The 16,251-nt window shown below is 47.3% G+C and carries 16 protein-coding genes; 4 read left to right on the top strand and 12 right to left on the bottom strand.

The genetic code is table 11. The annotated features are described in order from the left end of the window. Positions 1-30 precede the first annotated feature (30 nt). The 4 genes from ACBZ72_07650 (at position 31) to ACBZ72_07635 (ending at position 5,295) form a co-directional block, all read left to right on the top strand. On the top strand, positions 31-837 hold the full coding sequence (locus ACBZ72_07650) for a TrmB family transcriptional regulator (GenBank protein XES76054.1): 807 nt from the start codon (positions 31-33) through the stop codon (positions 835-837). Between the two features lie 148 nt (positions 838-985). Further along, positions 986-2,170, top strand: a complete 1,185-nt coding sequence (locus ACBZ72_07645; GenBank protein ID XES76053.1) for a nitrate/nitrite transporter — start codon at positions 986-988, stop codon at positions 2,168-2,170. Between the two features lie 331 nt (positions 2,171-2,501). Then, on the top strand, positions 2,502-3,530 hold the full coding sequence (locus ACBZ72_07640; GenBank protein ID XES76052.1) for a lysylphosphatidylglycerol synthase transmembrane domain-containing protein: 1,029 nt from the start codon (positions 2,502-2,504) through the stop codon (positions 3,528-3,530). 181 nt (positions 3,531-3,711) lie between these two features. Beyond that, positions 3,712-5,295 (top strand): oligosaccharide flippase family protein, encoded by a 1,584-nt coding sequence (locus tag ACBZ72_07635; GenBank protein ID XES76051.1) that lies wholly within the window; start codon positions 3,712-3,714, stop codon positions 5,293-5,295. Between the two features lie 137 nt (positions 5,296-5,432). On the opposite strand, the gene ACBZ72_07630 is transcribed toward ACBZ72_07635, so the two are convergent. The 12 genes from ACBZ72_07630 to rfbB all read right to left on the bottom strand — a co-directional run bounded on the left by ACBZ72_07630 (position 5,433) and on the right by rfbB (position 16,248). Continuing rightward, positions 5,433-5,825 (bottom strand): class II SORL domain-containing protein, encoded by a 393-nt coding sequence (locus ACBZ72_07630; protein ID XES76050.1) that lies wholly within the window; start codon positions 5,823-5,825, stop codon positions 5,433-5,435. Positions 5,826-6,029: 204 nt separating this feature from the next. Then, entirely contained in the window at positions 6,030-6,341 is a 312-nt protein-coding gene (locus ACBZ72_07625; protein XES76049.1) for a YhbY family RNA-binding protein, read from the bottom strand. Continuing rightward, on the bottom strand, positions 6,304-6,660 hold the full coding sequence (locus ACBZ72_07620) for a ribonuclease P protein component 4 (protein ID XES76048.1): 357 nt from the start codon (positions 6,658-6,660) through the stop codon (positions 6,304-6,306). The genes ACBZ72_07625 and ACBZ72_07620 overlap by 38 nt, the downstream gene beginning before the upstream one ends. Before the next feature lie 112 nt (positions 6,661-6,772). Beyond that, the gene (locus ACBZ72_07615; GenBank protein XES78665.1) at positions 6,773-8,146 is read right to left on the bottom strand and encodes a hypothetical protein; all 1,374 of its coding nucleotides are present in this window, start codon (positions 8,144-8,146) and stop codon (positions 6,773-6,775) included. A gap of 79 nt (positions 8,147-8,225) precedes the next feature. Next, positions 8,226-8,588, bottom strand: a complete 363-nt coding sequence (locus ACBZ72_07610) for a hotdog fold thioesterase (protein XES76047.1) — start codon at positions 8,586-8,588, stop codon at positions 8,226-8,228. Between the two features lie 47 nt (positions 8,589-8,635). Next, complete coding sequence (locus tag ACBZ72_07605) at positions 8,636-9,229, bottom strand: indolepyruvate oxidoreductase subunit beta (GenBank protein XES76046.1); 594 nt, start codon at positions 9,227-9,229, stop codon at positions 8,636-8,638. Next, entirely contained in the window at positions 9,226-11,421 is a 2,196-nt protein-coding gene (locus ACBZ72_07600; protein ID XES76045.1) for a thiamine pyrophosphate-dependent enzyme, read from the bottom strand. Before ACBZ72_07600 ends, ACBZ72_07605 begins: the two co-directional genes overlap by 4 nt. A 12-nt stretch (positions 11,422-11,433) precedes the next feature. Beyond that, a complete protein-coding gene (locus ACBZ72_07595; GenBank protein XES76044.1) occupies positions 11,434-12,753 on the bottom strand; it encodes a phenylacetate--CoA ligase family protein in 1,320 nt (439 codons plus the stop codon). 94 nt (positions 12,754-12,847) lie between these two features. Then, complete coding sequence (locus ACBZ72_07590; protein ID XES76043.1) at positions 12,848-13,294, bottom strand: hypothetical protein; 447 nt, start codon at positions 13,292-13,294, stop codon at positions 12,848-12,850. 372 nt (positions 13,295-13,666) lie between these two features. Then, positions 13,667-14,323 (bottom strand): glycosyltransferase, encoded by a 657-nt coding sequence (locus tag ACBZ72_07585; GenBank protein XES76042.1) that lies wholly within the window; start codon positions 14,321-14,323, stop codon positions 13,667-13,669. 24 nt (positions 14,324-14,347) lie between these two features. Continuing rightward, entirely contained in the window at positions 14,348-15,241 is an 894-nt protein-coding gene (gene rfbD, locus ACBZ72_07580; protein XES76041.1) for a dTDP-4-dehydrorhamnose reductase, read from the bottom strand. Further along, positions 15,238-16,248: a dTDP-glucose 4,6-dehydratase gene (gene rfbB, locus ACBZ72_07575; GenBank protein XES76040.1), complete on the bottom strand. Its 1,011-nt coding sequence runs from the start codon at positions 16,246-16,248 to the stop codon at positions 15,238-15,240. Before rfbB ends, rfbD begins: the two co-directional genes overlap by 4 nt. Positions 16,249-16,251: the final 3 nt, after the last annotated feature.

Raw genomic sequence — 16,251 nt, 5'->3', positions numbered from 1 at the left:
ACATATTGTCCCGATGGAGAGAGATGAGTATTGCCGCTTAAGGATGAGGACATCTTGGTCTTGAATAAAGCAGGACTAAATGCGTTACAAGCTAAAATTTATCTGACCTTAGTGATGAATGGAAAGCAATCGATAAAATCTGTGGCGAGAGCTGCAGTTGTTGACAGGTCAAATGCTTATCGGGAAATTTTGAATCTGCAGGAAATGGGGTTGGTGGGGAAAACGATAGGTGTACCAAACCTGTTTGAGGCTATTCCATTACAGGATGGCATTTCCCTCTTGTTAAGCAGAAAGGAACAAGAATACCAAGAGATTAAGAAGAAAACCGAGCAACTTATTGAACAAGCGCGATGTTGTATAGGCGGGGTTATTGAAGAACAGGAAAAAGATTTCCACATAACCCCTAAGAAGACGATTTTTATTAGAGGCGCTTTGATTCACATGCAGAATGCACAGTGGGGCAATGACACGATTTCTAGCTTAAAGAGGTTTTCTCAGGCTATGGTGTACTCTTTTGAAACCCACAAAAGAGCGCTGGAACGTGGAGTGAAAACACGGGTTATTGTGGAGAAACCTGAAAATGGGCAAATTCTTCCAGAGACGGTTCAGACTCTTATGGGTCACCAAAATTTTGAACTGAGATACACGCCTACTGTGCCTAAAACGCTTGGAGCCTGTTTTGACAAAAAAACCGTGGGGATACTCATGGATCCTTTAGCGTCGATTACGGAGTCTGCGTGTTTTAACACTAATCATCCTAGTTTTGTTGAATTATTTCATAACTATTTCGAACAACTGTGGTGCAAGGCTGAAAAAGCTGATCTATACGGGAAATGACCGCGTGCATGAATAAGTTGTGTAGCGAGAACTGAGGTTTTTGTTGTATCAACTTCGAGAAAGGAGTCTCAAGCGTATCTGGGGTTCCTTGAGGGTTTTTCTGCAAAGTAATATTAGCCTCTTGAGCCGCATTTTTTGTTGACCTCAGATGGCAACTGGTCAGGCACCTATAGCAGCTTCAAATTACCGATGGGTAATTCTGGCTGCATCCTTGCTTAGTTGCGACATGTACTACTTTGCGTTGCAATCAGTGCCTCCTCTGATGACTACGATGCAGTCGGTTTTTGCAGTAGACGCTGCAACAGCGGGGCTTTTGATGTCAGTTGTGGTAGTTCCCGGTTTCATCCTAGCGATTCCCGCGGGGCTGCTTATAAGTAAATACGGTTTTCGTCGTTTAGGCTTTCTAACACTTATTTCAGTTACAATCGGCAGCTTAATCACAGCATCTGCCACAACGTTTTCTGTTGCCCTTTTCGGGCGATTCATAACGGGGTTTGGGAGCTGTTTTCTAACAATCGGTACAGCCGCAATAATCCCCCAATGGTTCCAAAAGAAAGAGTTAGGAACTGCAATGGGGATTTACTCCATAGGTGCGCAAATCTCGGCAGTTGCAGCTTTTCTTATAGTTCCCCTGTTAGCGCAAAGTTGGGGTTGGCGGTCCCCCTTCTATTTTGGCGCGGTTGCGGGAGTGGGCTTTGCAGTTTTTTTTGTAGTCACAATAAGAGATAAACACATGCAATTTGAACCAAACCCGACGAATTACACAGGGATTCGTCAAAGTCTCAAAAACAGGGAAATCTGGAAAATTGGTCTGATGTGGTTATTCTTCAGCATTGCCTCGTCGGGTTTTGTCACGTGGGCTCCAAGTTTGTTTACAACTTTCAAGGGGATAACGCCCGTTTATGCAAGCATAATTTCAAGCACGTATATGGCTTCAAAAATATTCTTCGTTCCATTTTATGGGTGGTTATCCGACCGAACAGGCAGCCGAAAGCCATTTGTCGTAGCTGGTCTATTTGCAACAGCGGCAAGCATATTTGCATTGAGCTTCTTGGAGGGCGCTGGACTTGTTGTCGGGGTTCTTATTGTTGGGGCATCGGCTGGCACAGTACCCGCCTTGGCATTTGTGCTGATGGCTCAAGCGGTTTCCGTCCGACAGGCTGGTCTTGGTTTTGGAATGATGTCCTTTTGGAACCGCACTGCAACAATAATTGAGGCGCCATTGATTGGGTTCTTTCTACAGACATCGCAGTCTATGGGTTTTACGCTTATGTGCCTGTCCAGTTTTGCCCTTATTGGTGCCGTACTAGTACTATCTGTCAACACCAACTAGACTTTAGGGAGACTCCAATGGAATTAATTGATTGCTGCGGAAACTGGCGTTTTTAAACTAGCGTTCTTTGGTGACAGACCCGAAATAAAAATGCTCCTGAAATTCGGCCAATCCAACCTGTCTAACCTTTTTATTTTACATACAAGACAGCCTTCATTGCCTGAAACATTTTGAGATGTTGAGTTTACCTTCAAGTTACTGCTCTTGATGCTGTGTCCCCTGGTTTGATGCTTGGTTTGCCTGTTTGTCCTTGTTTGAGCATAATGGTTAAATTAAATTCTGCACAAGTTTTGTTAGCTGTTGTGGCTTAACCCAATAAGGTAGTTGCCTGTTGAATTTATCGCAAAAACGCATAAGAACTCTGCTCATTCCTGTCCAGGTAGCGGTCAGCCTTCTTATTTTGTACCTGCTGTTCCAAAATGTGAACCTGTCCGAAACCTACCACGCTTTGTCCCACATTAACATACCTGTTTTAGGTTTGTCTATAGCGTTTTTCATTTTATCCTCTTTATCCATAGGTTTCGCACTGCATGGCGCTTTGAAAGCAACCAACGCCGCGCCACCCCTGCGAATAACTCAGTTGGCAAACTTTGGAGGACAACTTCTAAGTGACGTTACTCCCGCAAAATCAGGTTACTTTGCAACTCCCGTCCTGCTTAACCAGTTGAGGGCTGTCCCATTAGAAAAGGGCATGATAAGCGTGATGTCTGTAGGCGCCTTTAACTTTTTCATCAAAGCCGCCTTCTCAACTATCGCTCTAATCTACTTTTTAACCCGCATCAATATTGACCCAACCATGGTCCAAGCCATGCTTCTCGGCATAACCTTGCTGCTTGTTGGAGGCATCGGTTTAACCGTGCTGGTCTGGACTAACTGTTTTTCAGGTCTGCTTCAGCGGCTCTCAAAACTTCCCATCATAGGCATTTTGATTAGGAAACTTGAATCTCTACGTGCGACGTTTTCCAAAGACAAAGTGGCAATACGAAAATCAGCCAAAACCATTATCATCTCGATTTTAGCTTCAGTGCTGTTTAGTGGAATCTCCCTTTATGTTCTCGCGCAAGCCCTTAGTCTAGCTCAACCCACCTTTTTGGACATGCTTTTCATGGGTCCCCTAACCGCTGTTTTCATGTATGTTCCAATAACCTTTGCAGGTTTAGGTCTGCAGGAAGCAGCCTATGTCTTTTTGCTGACCAACATCGGCGCCCCTCTCGAGATTGCTCTGCCTTTTGCACTTTTGGTTAGGCTTCTAGCAGTCTCCACAGACCTCATTGGTTTACCTTCATTGACAAAAACCAGCACGGGGTTACTTAGCAAATTAAACAGAAAACCTGTTGTCGCTGAAAATAGCTCCTTATAAGTTCGGTGTCGCGTAGGTGCTTCGTGTTAGGTGTGGTCAAGTTTTAGAGGTACCTCTTAAAGTTTGATTTTCTCGAACAACAGCTTCTGTCACCTCATCCTGTTACGACCAAAAACGATAAGCATAACCTGTCGAAATTGTATCCGTAACCTTCTATACAACTGGGGACGATGAGGACAACATGAGCAAAACTGCAGACATCGCAAAAACTTCAGCGAAAGGCAGTTTCCACTTCCTCTGGGGACTCGTAATTTCCACCCTGATTTCCTCAATAGGCACTATATTCATTGCTCGACTGTTAGGCTCCGATTCATACGGGTTGTATGCAGTCGTTTTGACCGTTCCAAACCTGATCTACATTTTCAGAGACTGGGGCATGAACTCAGCAATGATACGCTTCACGGCTCAGTATCGCGCTGAGAATAGACTTGATGAAATTAGAAGCGTATACCTTTCAGGACTAATCTTTGAGGTCGCTTCAGGTTTGCTCCTCTCCGTTTTTTCGTTTTTATTTGCCGATTTCTTAGCCACCAGCGTCTTTAACCGTCCAGTTATAGCCCCTCTTATCCAGATTGTTTCTTTTTCTGTTTTTGCAAGCGGGCTGGTTTCAGCTGCCACTGCTGCATTTACTGGCTATGAAAGGCTGGAACTAAACAGCATCATGATGATCTGTCAAAGTGCCTTTAAAACGGCAATCATAATTGGCTTGGTTCTCTTGGGTCTTGAAGTTAATGGCGCAATTATTGGTTTCACAGCAGGAACCTACATTGGTGGTGTTGTTGGCGTGATCCTTATTTGGAACATTTACAGGCATTTGCCTAAGCCTTCTACTAATAGGCTTGAAATAAAAGCTTACTTAACCGCAATGTTAACGTATTGTTTGCCTTTGTCCTTTGCTGTGCTCATTACGTCTATTTTGCCACAATATTATGCGTTTTTATTGCCTATTCATTATATAGAAGACAACGTGATGATTGGAAACTATAGCGTAGCCATGAATTTTGTTGTTCTGATAACTTTCTTCGCTATGCCAATAACAACCATGATGTTTCCTGCCTTTTCAAAACTGGATGCCGTGAAAGACCGTGAAAACCTGAAGAGTATATTCCAGTTTTCAGTGAAGTATGCATCTTTTTTTGTCGTTCCAGCTACGGCTATTGTGATGTGTTTGTCAGGACCAGCCGTGGCAGCACTTTTTGGAGACACTTACGAAACAGCTCCACTATTTTTGGCTCTGCTTGCAATTCAATACCTATACGCCGCGTTTGGTCACCTTAGCTTGGGTGGACTTCTAAATGGTCAAGGGCAGACGGGTTTTGTTTTGAAGATGGGATTGGTTACCGGATTGATAGGTTTTCCGATGGGTTATGTTATGATTATGCGGTTTGGTGTCTTGGGTCTAATCGCGACTCTCCTTACCGCAAATATTCCCAGCCTAATCATGGGGCTATGGTTCATCAAGAAAACCTACGGGGTAAGTGTAGATTGGGGGTCTTCTGCAAAAATCCTGTTTTCCTCAGCGGTAGCTGCAATTATAACTTTTGTTACCATTTCGTTGTTGAGCTTTTCCAGTTGGGTTGAACTTGTTTTAGGTGTGGTTCTCTTTCTGTTAGTTCTGCTTCCAGTTGCGATATTTACGAGAACAATAACTCACCTTGACATTCGTAATTTGCGTGGAATTGCTAGTGGCTTAGGTGGCGTAGGTAAAATATTGTGTATTTTACTCGATTATATGGATAAACTCATGACTGTTTTGCGAGTGTAACAATCGGCGGAACCTGCAGTTTTGCGTTATGCTTTTCTGTCTTTTTTGTTGGCAGCGCCGGTTTTTTTTATAACGTTTCAGCTGTTTTTTATTTGAAGAATAATAAGGGGATATTGTGGTTATGTTCCTGAGGTAGTTTATTCTACCTTTATCGGTTTTGAGTACTGCCAGAGTCCGTGTATGTTGCACATTGAGACTGCGAATAGGGTTCCTGGTTTGCTTGTTTTCATGCTTGCTGTTGCTTTGTGGTGGGTGTAAACTGTGCTTGTGTCGGGTCCTTGTGCTGAAGCTCCGTGGGCGGTAAATTCGAATTTGCCGATTTGGTGTGGGAACTTTTCGCCTTCAGGGTGGAAGTACAAGTCTATCCAACAGATGTGGTGTGCAGTTGTGTTAGGGTGAGTAACCTCTTTGCCTATGCTTGCAGTTACCTCAAAAATCTCGTCTTTTTTAACGGTGTCAGGGCAGTCAATAACAGGAACGTGCTTTTCGGTTTTCCAGTCTGATTCTTGGATTAATTCACCTATTTTCATATCGTTTCACCTCCATGAAACATGCTGGAATCGGGATATAATGTATGCGTTTTGTTCTGTCTCCTCTAAGCCGCTTACCTTACTCCCAACTCTTCAAACAGCACAACAATAGCTGCTCGAACATTAAACTACAACTTTTTCGGCGAATATAACTTGTTTCCTTAATACGCAAGAATCTGAACAAGCGACGCCGTTGACGCCTACTTATTGCTTGTCGGTTTCAGGTGTTGGTGTTTGCTTCTTTCGGCGTCTGTAAATGATAAAGACGTGTCCACGGACTTCCACAAGCGCCGCGTTCAATTGCTCTGCGGTTCTGGTTGCAATGGCTTTTGCAGTATCTGTTACAAGTGCACTTTTGAGAATCCGGATTTTCACCATCTTTGTTTTTTGCAGTTGATTTTCAACTTGAACTAACACTTGCGGGGTTAAGCCTTCTTTTCCTACCCAAATTGTGGGTCCTTCTTCTTTGAGTTCGTGCTTAACGTGTCTCTTCATTTTTGAGGTTATTTTGCTCACTTTTTGTTTTCTCCTTTTTGGCTTTGAGGGGTATTCGGGTTTGGTAACCACACTCTAAACAGGTGACCACAACGTGGGGTTCCCTTCGAGGCTTTATCCGCACACGACTGCTTTCCCCCGGGATAAGCAGGGTGTTGCATTTTTTGCAGATTTGCTGTTTGCATGTGGGTGGCAGTCGAATTCTGGCTGCCATCGCTACTTTTCTGGCGGTCCACAGGTAACTTTGAGCCCGTTTCGGGTCAGCCTTGTATGTGTTTGCTGCTTGTTGGATAAGTGTTTGTATGCGTTGTCGCGCTATCTGTTTTGCGGTGAAATTCACGTGTTTTTATGCTCCTGCCGCACGTTTCTATTGTAGAGTATTCAAGGACTATTTAGGGTTCCTTATGTTTTTTGTTTATGCACTACACGCTTTTCTTGAGTGAATGGTGGGGTTAAGTTGGCGGTTTGTTGAGTTCATCCATTTTCTGGTGAATCAGAGCAACTGCAGCTTTGACGTTGCTGTCTTGGACCACGATTATGATTTGGGATGTGTGCGGCGCAAAAATTCCCCGCTTTATGTTCAAGCCCTGAATTGCGCTGATGGCAATTGAAGCCACTCCGTGTGAGTTTTTCATGCGGTCTCCGATGAGCGTAACTACGCCCAGGCCGTACTCTACTTTTAGGTGCTCGTCGAACCCTTTGAGTTTTTCCTCGTTCTTTTTCAGATAGTCCGAATCCAGAAATAGGAAGTCGCGGATTCTTTCTCCTGTTTCCATTGTTTCTGCGCCCAAATCCATGAAGTCGTTGCGTTTTTCCCATATCCGCAGGGAATCCTCTAGCGAGCGGCTTTTCTCGTCGTGCATCGTCAAGATGGCGCATCCTGTTTTGCCTGTTAAGCACTTGACGATTTGATTGCCTGTTTTTTCGGCTTGTATGGTTGAGTAGCTTTCGGGTTCATCAATGGGCACCACCTTGAGCGGAACCGCGAATTGTCTGGCTAACGCGATTGCCGAACTCTGAACAATCTTCATACCCATCATGGACGCTTTATGTGCCTCATTGTATGTTAATGCTGGAACGTGTTCTGTTTTTTGTCCTTTGACCACTTTGGGGTCAGCACTTTGAACTGGGACATCCTTGTATAGCAGGGTTTGTGTATCGTATTCTCCGCTTAGTAGGCAGGAAACGAAAACGGCTGAAAGGTCGGAGCCGCCTCTTCCCAAAACCGTTTCCAACCCGTCGGAGGTCTCTGCGAAAAACCCGCCCATAGAAACTATTTTTCCCTCTTGCAGCGGCTTGGTCAGGCTGTTGAGGCGTGTTTGGCTTAGTTCGGGGTTGGGTGTGGCGTCTTCAAAATCGTCGTCAGTGACTATGGGCCAGTCATGGGGCGAAAGGTTGATGCTGTTTAAATCGTGGCTTTGCATGATGTGGCTCATGAGGTTTGCAGTTGCAAGTTCTCCGCCATATGCGAGAACCTTTGCCTTTATGTTGCCGCTAAATCTTCTGTTAACACTTGCTAATGCCTTTTCGGTTTGTGACCTGTAAAACTCCAAATCGGCTTTTGCCTGTTTCATGTGGTCTTCTTTGACGTAGGCGGCTGCGAGGTTTTCGTATATCTTGAAGATGGAGTTTACGGAAGATTTCCTTGATTGGGCGCAGCTTTCGCCTATGCGAATTAGCTCGTCCGTGCAGCCTGTTGGAGCAGAAAAAACCGTAATTGGACCCACTGCGTCGGTTTTGTGTAGTTCGCGGATGCTTTTGAGGATTTTGGGAATGCCTCTGCCTTCTGTGTCTAAAAGGCTGCCGCCGAATTTTGCTACTGACAGGTTCTTTTGGATGGGGTTTCCCTCGTTTACGTTAGCAGGTTGGTTTAGCTGTATAAGAGCTTTGCCGACCGATTGTTGTTTACTGTTTGCAGGCTAACCCTGAGAAAACCGCGACGATTTTTTCTTCCTTGCGTATCGTGATGTTGTATAATCCGAAGGTTTTGCCCTCTGAAACCCTGACCGCCTCGGCAGTTAGCAGGTCGCCTTCTTTTGTGGGTCTGAGAAAGTTTATGCTTACCTGAACCGCAACGGCGACTTTGTCTCCGAAATTTGAGGCTTCGGCGAAGGCGCAGTCTGCAAACGAGAAAAGGGCTCCCCCATGAGTGAAGCCTAACGCGTTTGTGTGTTGTTTAGTGACTTCCATGGTCATTTTTGCGTAACCGTCTTTTGCTTCGACTTGTTGGATGCCTATGTATTGCCTGAAGTAGTCTGTTCCCTTCATTTGTCTGTCTCCTCCTATTTTGGATGTACTTTGCCTTTTAGGTGAAGCTAACGAGATAAAACGCTTTCTCGACCAAGCTGGAATGCTCGCAGGTTAAGTTGTATGTACTTCTCTTTCAGCCTGCCCGCAATGGCTTGCTGAAATGACCCAATTTTAATTGGGACTTCTGGGAGAGCGGAAACGGCACCCAGCAAAATGGTGTTTACCACAAGCAGATTGCCCAGTTTGCTTGCGAGGGCTATTCCATCTACTTCGTGAACTTTTAGCGCTTTTTTGCGGATTAATTCAAGAAGCGACTCAACACTGTACGCCTTGCCTGAACCTGATAATTCGCCGCCGGGAGGAATGTATTTGGTGTTAACCACTACGGTACCTTTTTGCTTCAACATAGTCATTGCTCGGGCGGTTTCCAGAACCTCAAAACCCACAACCACCTCAGCCTTGCCCGTTTCAATCAAAGGCGACAAAACCTTCTCGCCGACGCGGACATGTGCACTTATGGAGCCGCCCCGCTGTGCCATCCCATGAATTTCCGCCTTGGCAACATCAAAACCGTCAAGCATGGCTGCTTCACAGAAAATGTCGCTTAGAACCACAACACCTTGACCACCAACGCCCGTGAAAATGAGGTCCAGCTTCATTGGGCATCTTTGCTCCTTATTGCGTTGAATGGGCAGACTTGTTCGCATACTCCGCAACCGCTGCAGAGGGTCTCGTCGATTTCGGCGCGGTTGCCATTTAGGGAGATGGCGGGGCACCCGTAGGCTTTGACGCATAAGCCGCAGCCGTTGCAGGTCTGTTGAACTTGTCTGAGGGGTCCTTTTTCGATTTTAAGCGGGCAAGGACGTAAGGAAATGATGACGCTTGGTCCCTTGTAATTCATGGTTTCCCTTAGAACCTGTGTAGTTTTTTTAAGGTCGTAGGGGTCTATGGCATCTATTTTTTCGATGCCCAAGCTTTTTGCAATGGCTTCCACGTTGACTATTTTCGCGTCGTCTCCCATGGCGGTTTTGCCTGATTCTGGCGTGGGTTGATGTCCCGTCATGGCTACGGTGCGGTTATCCAGAACGACGACGCAGACGTTTGCCTTGTTATAGGCAATGTTAAGCAGCCCCGGCATGCCCCCGTGGAAGAAAGTTGAGTCCCCAATAACAGCGAACGTTTTGTCTTTTACGCCGGCGTGTGCCATACCTGCTGCTTGAGAAATTCCTCCGCCCATGCAAAGGCAGGTTTGAACGGTGTTCACTGGCGGCAAGCAGCCCAGCGTGTAGCAGCCTATGTCTCCCGTGACGATTTTGTCGTTTGCGCGTCCCATGAACGTTAGGGCGGATTCGGGGCAAGCTTGAACGCATTTGGGGTCGCCATTGCACGTGTCACAGGCTATGGCTTGATGCTTTGTTGGGTGAAGCGTCAAGGAGCCGTATTCGCAGGCTTCGACGCACCAGCCGCAGCCGTTGCATTTGTCTGGGTCAACAGTTATGATGCGGGTTTCTTTAGACTGGCTTAATGCGTCTTTTGGGCAGGCTTGAATGCAGGCGGCGTCAGGGCAGAGGCGACACGTCAAAGCAACATTAGTGATTATGTTTAGTCTGACTGCGCGTATTCTTGATTTGGTGGGGTTGAAGACTTTTTCTTTCTCCCAAGAGCAAGCTAACTCGCAGATGTCACAGCCTACACATTTCTCGGGGTTGCAGCTGACAAACTGGTTTACGGTGTTTATGGCGTAGTAAAATGCGCGGTGAGGGCACCCTGGGCAAAGACCTGGAGGACGCTGGGGTAGCTCCTCTGTGGTTTGGGGTTCAGCGGGGCTCAGATAACCCTGTTCAGCGAAAGCTGTTCTGATGCCGTCGGGGGTGAATTCGCCGATTTCCTCCAACCCCAACTGTTCTTTGCCCAGAACTTCCACGTTTAAGCCGTGTAAATTGTCCTCCACGTAGGGGCGCAGTTCTTCAACCACAATTACCTTCTTGAGCTTTGAAACAAATCGTTCAACCAAGCCGCGGGGAAACGGATACACTGCACCCAGTTTCAACCAAGAAAACTGCCCCTGCTCAAGCAGGGATTTGGCGTGGTAGAAGCCGATGCCGCTGCCAATAACGCCCATTTCTTTGTTGTTATCTTCAATGATGTTGAATTTGGATTCGTTAACCAGTTTTTCTGCCTGTGTCAAGCGGCTTTTGAGGATGCGGTGTTGCCTTAAGGCGTTTTGGGGAACCATAACCCATTTGGCGCATTCCTTGTCAAATTCCGCTTTTCGTTTGAGAGCTTGGAATTTGCCGATTTTGACGCGGGCTTTTCCGTGTGCAACGCGGGTTGTTAACCGCACGAGGATGGGCAACTGCAGTATTTCGCTTAGTTCAAAGGCGTCGCGGGTCATTTCGTAGGCTTCTTGGGGGCTGCCCGCGTCCAGTAGCGGAATGTTGGAGTGAATCGCGAAGTAGCGTGTGTCCTGCTCGTTTTGGCTGCTATGCATGGCGGGGTCATCGCACACAGCAATAACCAACCCGCCAACAACACCCGTATACGCCAGCGTCATGGCGGCGTCTGCAGCCACATTTAACCCGACATGCTTCATGGACACGATGGAACGGACGCCCGCCATCGAGGCACCGACAGCGACTTCCATGGCTACAATTTCGTTTATGCTCCACTCCGCGTAAATCCCGAACTGTTTAGCCACTGCTGCGATGGCTTCTAAAATCTCCGTTGAAGGCGTTCCAGGGTAGGCTGCTGCAACTTTTATGCCTGCTTCTAAGGCGCCGCGTGCGACTGCTTCGTCCCCGTTAAGCAGCAGGAAGCTGTTGGGTTTGTCAGATGCAATCTTGGGCGCCATCAGGTTTACCTTTTAGGTTTTACCTTTGCGTTTGTCAAAAACGTGTTTGGCTTTGCCTTCGGTTCGTGGGATTTCGCCATATTTGACAATCTGGATTTCGGGGTTAAGTCCTGTGACGTTGTTGATTTTGCTTAGGATTCTGCTTTTCAACTCGTTCATGTTTAGGGCGGTGCTCTTTGAGTATTCTTCTGTTAACTCAACTTTCACGGCGAAAGTGTCCAAGGCGTCTGGGCGGTCCACGTAAATCTCGTATTGGGTTGCTAACTCAGGGAAGCCCATGATGACGTATTCGATTTGGCTGGGAAACACGTTGACCCCCCGTATTATGAGCATGTCATCTGACCTGCCGCTGACGCGCATCATGCGGGAGTGTGTGCGTCTGCATGGGCACATGTCGGTTTCGATAACGGATATGTCTCTGGTGCGGTACCGAAGCAGCGGCATGCCCGTTTTGGAAAGCGGAGTGAAGACCAGTTCGCCTTCTTCGCCTTCAGAGAGAACTTCGCCTGTTTCAGGGTTGATGGTTTCGACAATGAAGTGGTCTTCCCAGATGTGTAACCCGTTGTGTTCGGGGCATTCAACGGCTACGCCTGGACCGCACAGTTCTGTTAGTCCGTAAATGTCAAAGGCGTCAATGCCAAGAGCCGTGTTTATGCGTTGGCGGGTTCGGTCTGACCAAGGTTCAGCGCCAAATATGCCTGTGCGTAGTTTTAGGTCTTTTTTGGGGTTTACGCCTTCAGCTGCCATGACTTCGGAGAGGTACACGGCAAAGCTTGGGGTGCAGCAGAGAATTGTTGCGCCTAAATCTTTCATGAGCTTTATTTGCCGTTGGGTCATGCCGCCGCTTGCGGGGACGGTTTCGATGCCGATTTTTTGGGCACCATAATGGAAGCCTAATCCGCCTGTGAATAACCCGTAGCCGTAGGCGATGTGTATTACGTCTTCTTTTCTTCCGCCTGTGGTGTAGATGGAGCGTGCCATGACTTCTTGCCAGGCTTCCATGTCCGTTTTGGTGTACGCGCCCACTATTGGGTTGCCTGTGGTTCCGCTTGACGCGTGGATTTCCACGATGTTGCCTGAGTCCACGGCGACTAGCCCCGTGGGGTAGTTGTCTCTCAGGTCGGTTTTGACTGTGAAGGGAATTTTCTGCAGGTCTTCCAAGGTTTTTATGCTGTCTGGCGTGATGCCTGCAGTTTTGAATTTTCTTTGGTAAAACGCCGAGTTTTCGTAGCAATGTTTGACTTGTGCTTTAAGTTTTTTAAGTTGGAGTTCGCGGATTTGTTTTCTCGGCATAGTTTCTACGGTTTTGTTCCAGTGTTTGTTGTCACTCATCAGTTTTCCCCAGTAGCCCTGTGGCTGCATATGTGACTGTTGATGGATGTTCTCTGGTTCAGCCTTCTAAAATAATTTTGCCTGTCTTTGTCTATTATTGGAAGTGTTGTTTGATTTCTTCCAATGTCAGGGTCGCAACTTCGTTGTCTTGGAGGGCTTTCTCGGCGACCTCAATCTCTCGTGGCCTTGCCACAAGCACGTATTTACCGTCGTAATGAACCGCTGACGAGTAAGCGTATTCAATGTTGACTTCCTTTTCGCCTAGGATTTTGGCTATTTTTGAGATGGGGTTTTTGTCGGTTATGAGGATGGCGGTGACTTCGGTGTTTTTCTTGGCTTTGGCGAGGTTAAAGTTGGCGTCTTCCAGTGACTGCGCGACTTTTTGGGGGTCGGCGGTTATCATGCGGATTACTCCATATTCGCCTGCTTCGGCGATGGAGAGCGCGTAAATTTTGATTTGAAGTTTCTCAAGGTGGCACAGCATCTCTGAAAGTGAGCCAGGTCGATTATCTAAAAACACGCTGACTTGCTGAACGGGCATCTGAAACACCACTTCCTAAGTGTATCCAGACGGTATTTATGCTTTTTACATAATCTGATGCCGATTTTCTCTCTGTTTTTGTCTACTTTCCCCGTACCGCTTGTGCTTGAAGGTAGGTTGACTACCTATCGCCTACCCCTATCCCCTCTACGATTTCCCATTTTCCCTGTCGCTTCAACTACCGAATCCTATAATGTCGACCCTCCCCTCTATAGGTTCTGCATACAATTGCTATTTGGATGCTAATAGACGGCAAATAGGCGGGCTTTTTGCCTTTTATTGTCGGCTTCAGTTCTGCTGATACTTCATAAGGAAAGGAGATAGAAGCAAACAAGAAAACGGGCTTCTTAACAATCATTCTTTCTGCTTCGGCTACTTCACATATAACCACATGGCTTTGGCTGTTGCCCAAAGAATCCTCACGTTCGCCCTTAAGGTGCCTCCAATGCGGGGGTTTTGGCGTCTAGGCGGCGCCTCGTAGCGGATTTCGGTTATTTTCAGTTTGTGTTTTTTTGCAAGTATCAGAAATTCTGAGCCAAACATTTCCCCCTCGCCCAAAACAAACATCGGCACGTGCTCGGTTCGAAAAGCCCGAAAATTTGAGAAAAAATCCGTCACCCCCACCAGTTTGCCCAGCGTTTTGGAGGCTACCTTTTCGGAAAACCGCGGAATCTTGGTGCGGGAAGCCACCACCACATCAGCGCCCGCCTGCATTTGCTGGAGCATTTGTGGGATGTATTTGGGGTCGTTCTCTAAATCGGCGTCGATGGTTACGACGAAGGGGTATTTTGCCAGTTGCATCCCGTGCAGTAGACCTTTGCTTTGTCCTTCGCGCTGCTTTGAGACCGCCACATCAGCTACCCGCTGGGTGATTTCGATGGTTCCGTCGGTTGAGCTGTCATCAACCACGATGATTTCGTGAGCAACCCCTGCCAACACTTTGCGTACCGCGGTGACTAACTTTTCGATGTTGTCTGCTTCGTTCCATGTTGTGGTGACCACAGAAACGCCCTCAGTCAACAACTGCAACAACCCACTGAAATTACTTTGTTGTTATTCTTGAGGCTTGTTTGTTTCGGTTTTAAGCCTCTTTAAGGCTTCAGCTATCTGCAGTGGCTTATGCTTTAGAGTCTGTTGGGCTTTTGTTGTGTCAAGCGAGGAGTCTTTGGGGCGTTTGGCGGGAAAAGACAACTCTTCTGAACGGGCAGGCACAACTAACGATTCATCTACCCCCGATGTCTTGGCAAGCGCCATTGCAAACTCGTATCGGTTTATGCGGGAAGCCCCCGACAAATGAAAAACCCCCGTCAGTTTACGTTCCACAACCTCCAAAGTCATGTCGGCAAGGCTGCTGTTGAGTGTGGGGGAATTCCACTGGTCCACAAACACCTTCACTTGTTCTCCTTTTCTAAGTTCGTCTAAAAGCCACAGGGCAAAGTTGATTTTGCCTGCCGCTGGAGTTGAACCGTAAATGACGCTGGTGCGCCCAATACAGTACTCACTTGAGCTTTTTTTGACGGCTTCCTCAGCCTTCAGCTTCGTGTACCCATAGTAGTTGACGGGGCTGGGCAAATCGTCTTCTGTGTAGCCGCCTTTTTCGCCGTCAAAAACGTAGTCGGTCGAAACATACAACAAAAAAGCGCCCGTTGCCTTTGCCGCTTCAACAATGCTTTGGGTGCCTTCCACGTTTATCTTCCACGCCAACTCGCGATTCAGCTCACACTGGTCCACCCCCGTCAGGGTTGCGGCATGCACGATGGCGTCAGGCTGAATTCTCTGAATTTCAGCTTGCAGTTCTTCTTTGCTGGTTATGTCCAGCTTAACTGGGGTTCCATGCGGGGCAGGGTGCTGATTGTGGAACGCGTAAACTTGATGCCCCTGGTCAACGGCGAATTCCACAAGTTTAGAGCCGTACAGCCCGCTGGCACCTGTAACTACAAGTTTCATCGGCTACCGCCAGCAGTCTTCCATGGGGTTGGCGAAAGTATATCTTGTGTAGCAAATGGTGTCCACGCTTTCTCGTTTTCAACATACCACTTCACAGTTGACTCCAATGCTTCTTTGAAGGAGAATGCGGGTTTCCAACCCAGTTCCGTTTGAAGCTTTGTGGAGTCTAAGCTGTAGCGTGTGTCGTGTCCTGGGCGGTCTTCCACAAACGTGATTAGACTTTCTGGCTTGTCCAGCAACTCCAGAATTCTCTTCACTATCTCCAAGTTAGTGGCTTCGTTCTTTGCTGAAACATTGTAGACCTCGCCAGCTTCTCCCTTCTCCAGAACTGTTTCCACGGCGGTGCAGTGGTCTTGCACATATATCCAGTCGCGGATGTTAGTACCTGTGCCATAGATGGGAATCGGCAGGTCTTTGAGGGCGCGGATGATAGTTTTTGGGATGAGTTTCTCTGGCAACTGGTACGCTCCAAAATTATTTGTACACCGCGTTATCGAAACGTTCAGCTTGTAAGTTTTATGGTAAGCAAGCACAAACATGTCTGCCGCTGCTTTAGAAGCGGAATAGGGGTTTGACGGGTTAGGTGTGTCTTTTTCGGTGAATGACCCTTGAACCGCCGTGCCATACACCTCGTCGGTGGAAATTTGCACCATACGCGCATGCAGGTTATGTTTACGTACTGCGTCCAGAACAGTGTAGGTTCCGATGGTGTTGTTCTGCACAAACGTGTAGGGGTCGCTTATGCTGCGGTCTACGTGCGTTTCCGCCGCAAAATTTACCACCGCGTCAACTTGGCTGATGGTTTTGTGCAGAAGTGGAATGTTGCATATGTCGCCTTTTATGAATCGGTAGTTGGGGTTGTTTTCAGCGTCTTGCATGCTGGCGGGGTTGGCGCCTATGCCCATCCTGTCCAGATTTATCAGTTCGTAGTCTGGGTGTTTGGTGAGTATGTGGCGGCAGAAGTTGCTTCCTATGAATCCTAATCCGCCGGTGACAAGTATTTTCATGGC

It is taken from the genome of Candidatus Bathyarchaeia archaeon, assembly GCA_041447175.1.
Lineage (GTDB): Archaea > Thermoproteota > Bathyarchaeia > Bathyarchaeales > Bathycorpusculaceae > JADGNF01.
This window is presented reverse-complemented; position numbering and strand designations above follow the sequence as displayed.

Excerpts from the sequence above, each read along its gene's own strand:
- ACBZ72_07645 (XES76053.1), top strand. The coding sequence starts at position 986 with ATGGCAACTGGTCAGGCACCTATAGCAGCTTCAAATTACCGATGGGTA.
- ACBZ72_07635 (XES76051.1), top strand. The coding sequence starts at position 3,712 with ATGAGCAAAACTGCAGACATCGCAAAAACTTCAGCGAAAGGCAGTTTC.
- ACBZ72_07630 (XES76050.1), bottom strand. The coding sequence starts at position 5,825 with ATGAAAATAGGTGAATTAATCCAAGAATCAGACTGGAAAACCGAAAAG.
- ACBZ72_07610 (XES76047.1), bottom strand. The coding sequence starts at position 8,588 with ATGAAGGGAACAGACTACTTCAGGCAATACATAGGCATCCAACAAGTC.
- ACBZ72_07605 (XES76046.1), bottom strand. The coding sequence starts at position 9,229 with ATGAAGCTGGACCTCATTTTCACGGGCGTTGGTGGTCAAGGTGTTGTG.
- ACBZ72_07600 (XES76045.1), bottom strand. The coding sequence starts at position 11,421 with ATGGCGCCCAAGATTGCATCTGACAAACCCAACAGCTTCCTGCTGCTT.
- ACBZ72_07595 (XES76044.1), bottom strand. The coding sequence starts at position 12,753 with ATGAGTGACAACAAACACTGGAACAAAACCGTAGAAACTATGCCGAGA.
- ACBZ72_07590 (XES76043.1), bottom strand. The coding sequence starts at position 13,294 with ATGCCCGTTCAGCAAGTCAGCGTGTTTTTAGATAATCGACCTGGCTCA.
- rfbD (XES76041.1), bottom strand. The coding sequence starts at position 15,241 with ATGAAACTTGTAGTTACAGGTGCCAGCGGGCTGTACGGCTCTAAACTT.
- rfbB (XES76040.1), bottom strand. The coding sequence starts at position 16,248 with ATGAAAATACTTGTCACCGGCGGATTAGGATTCATAGGAAGCAACTTC.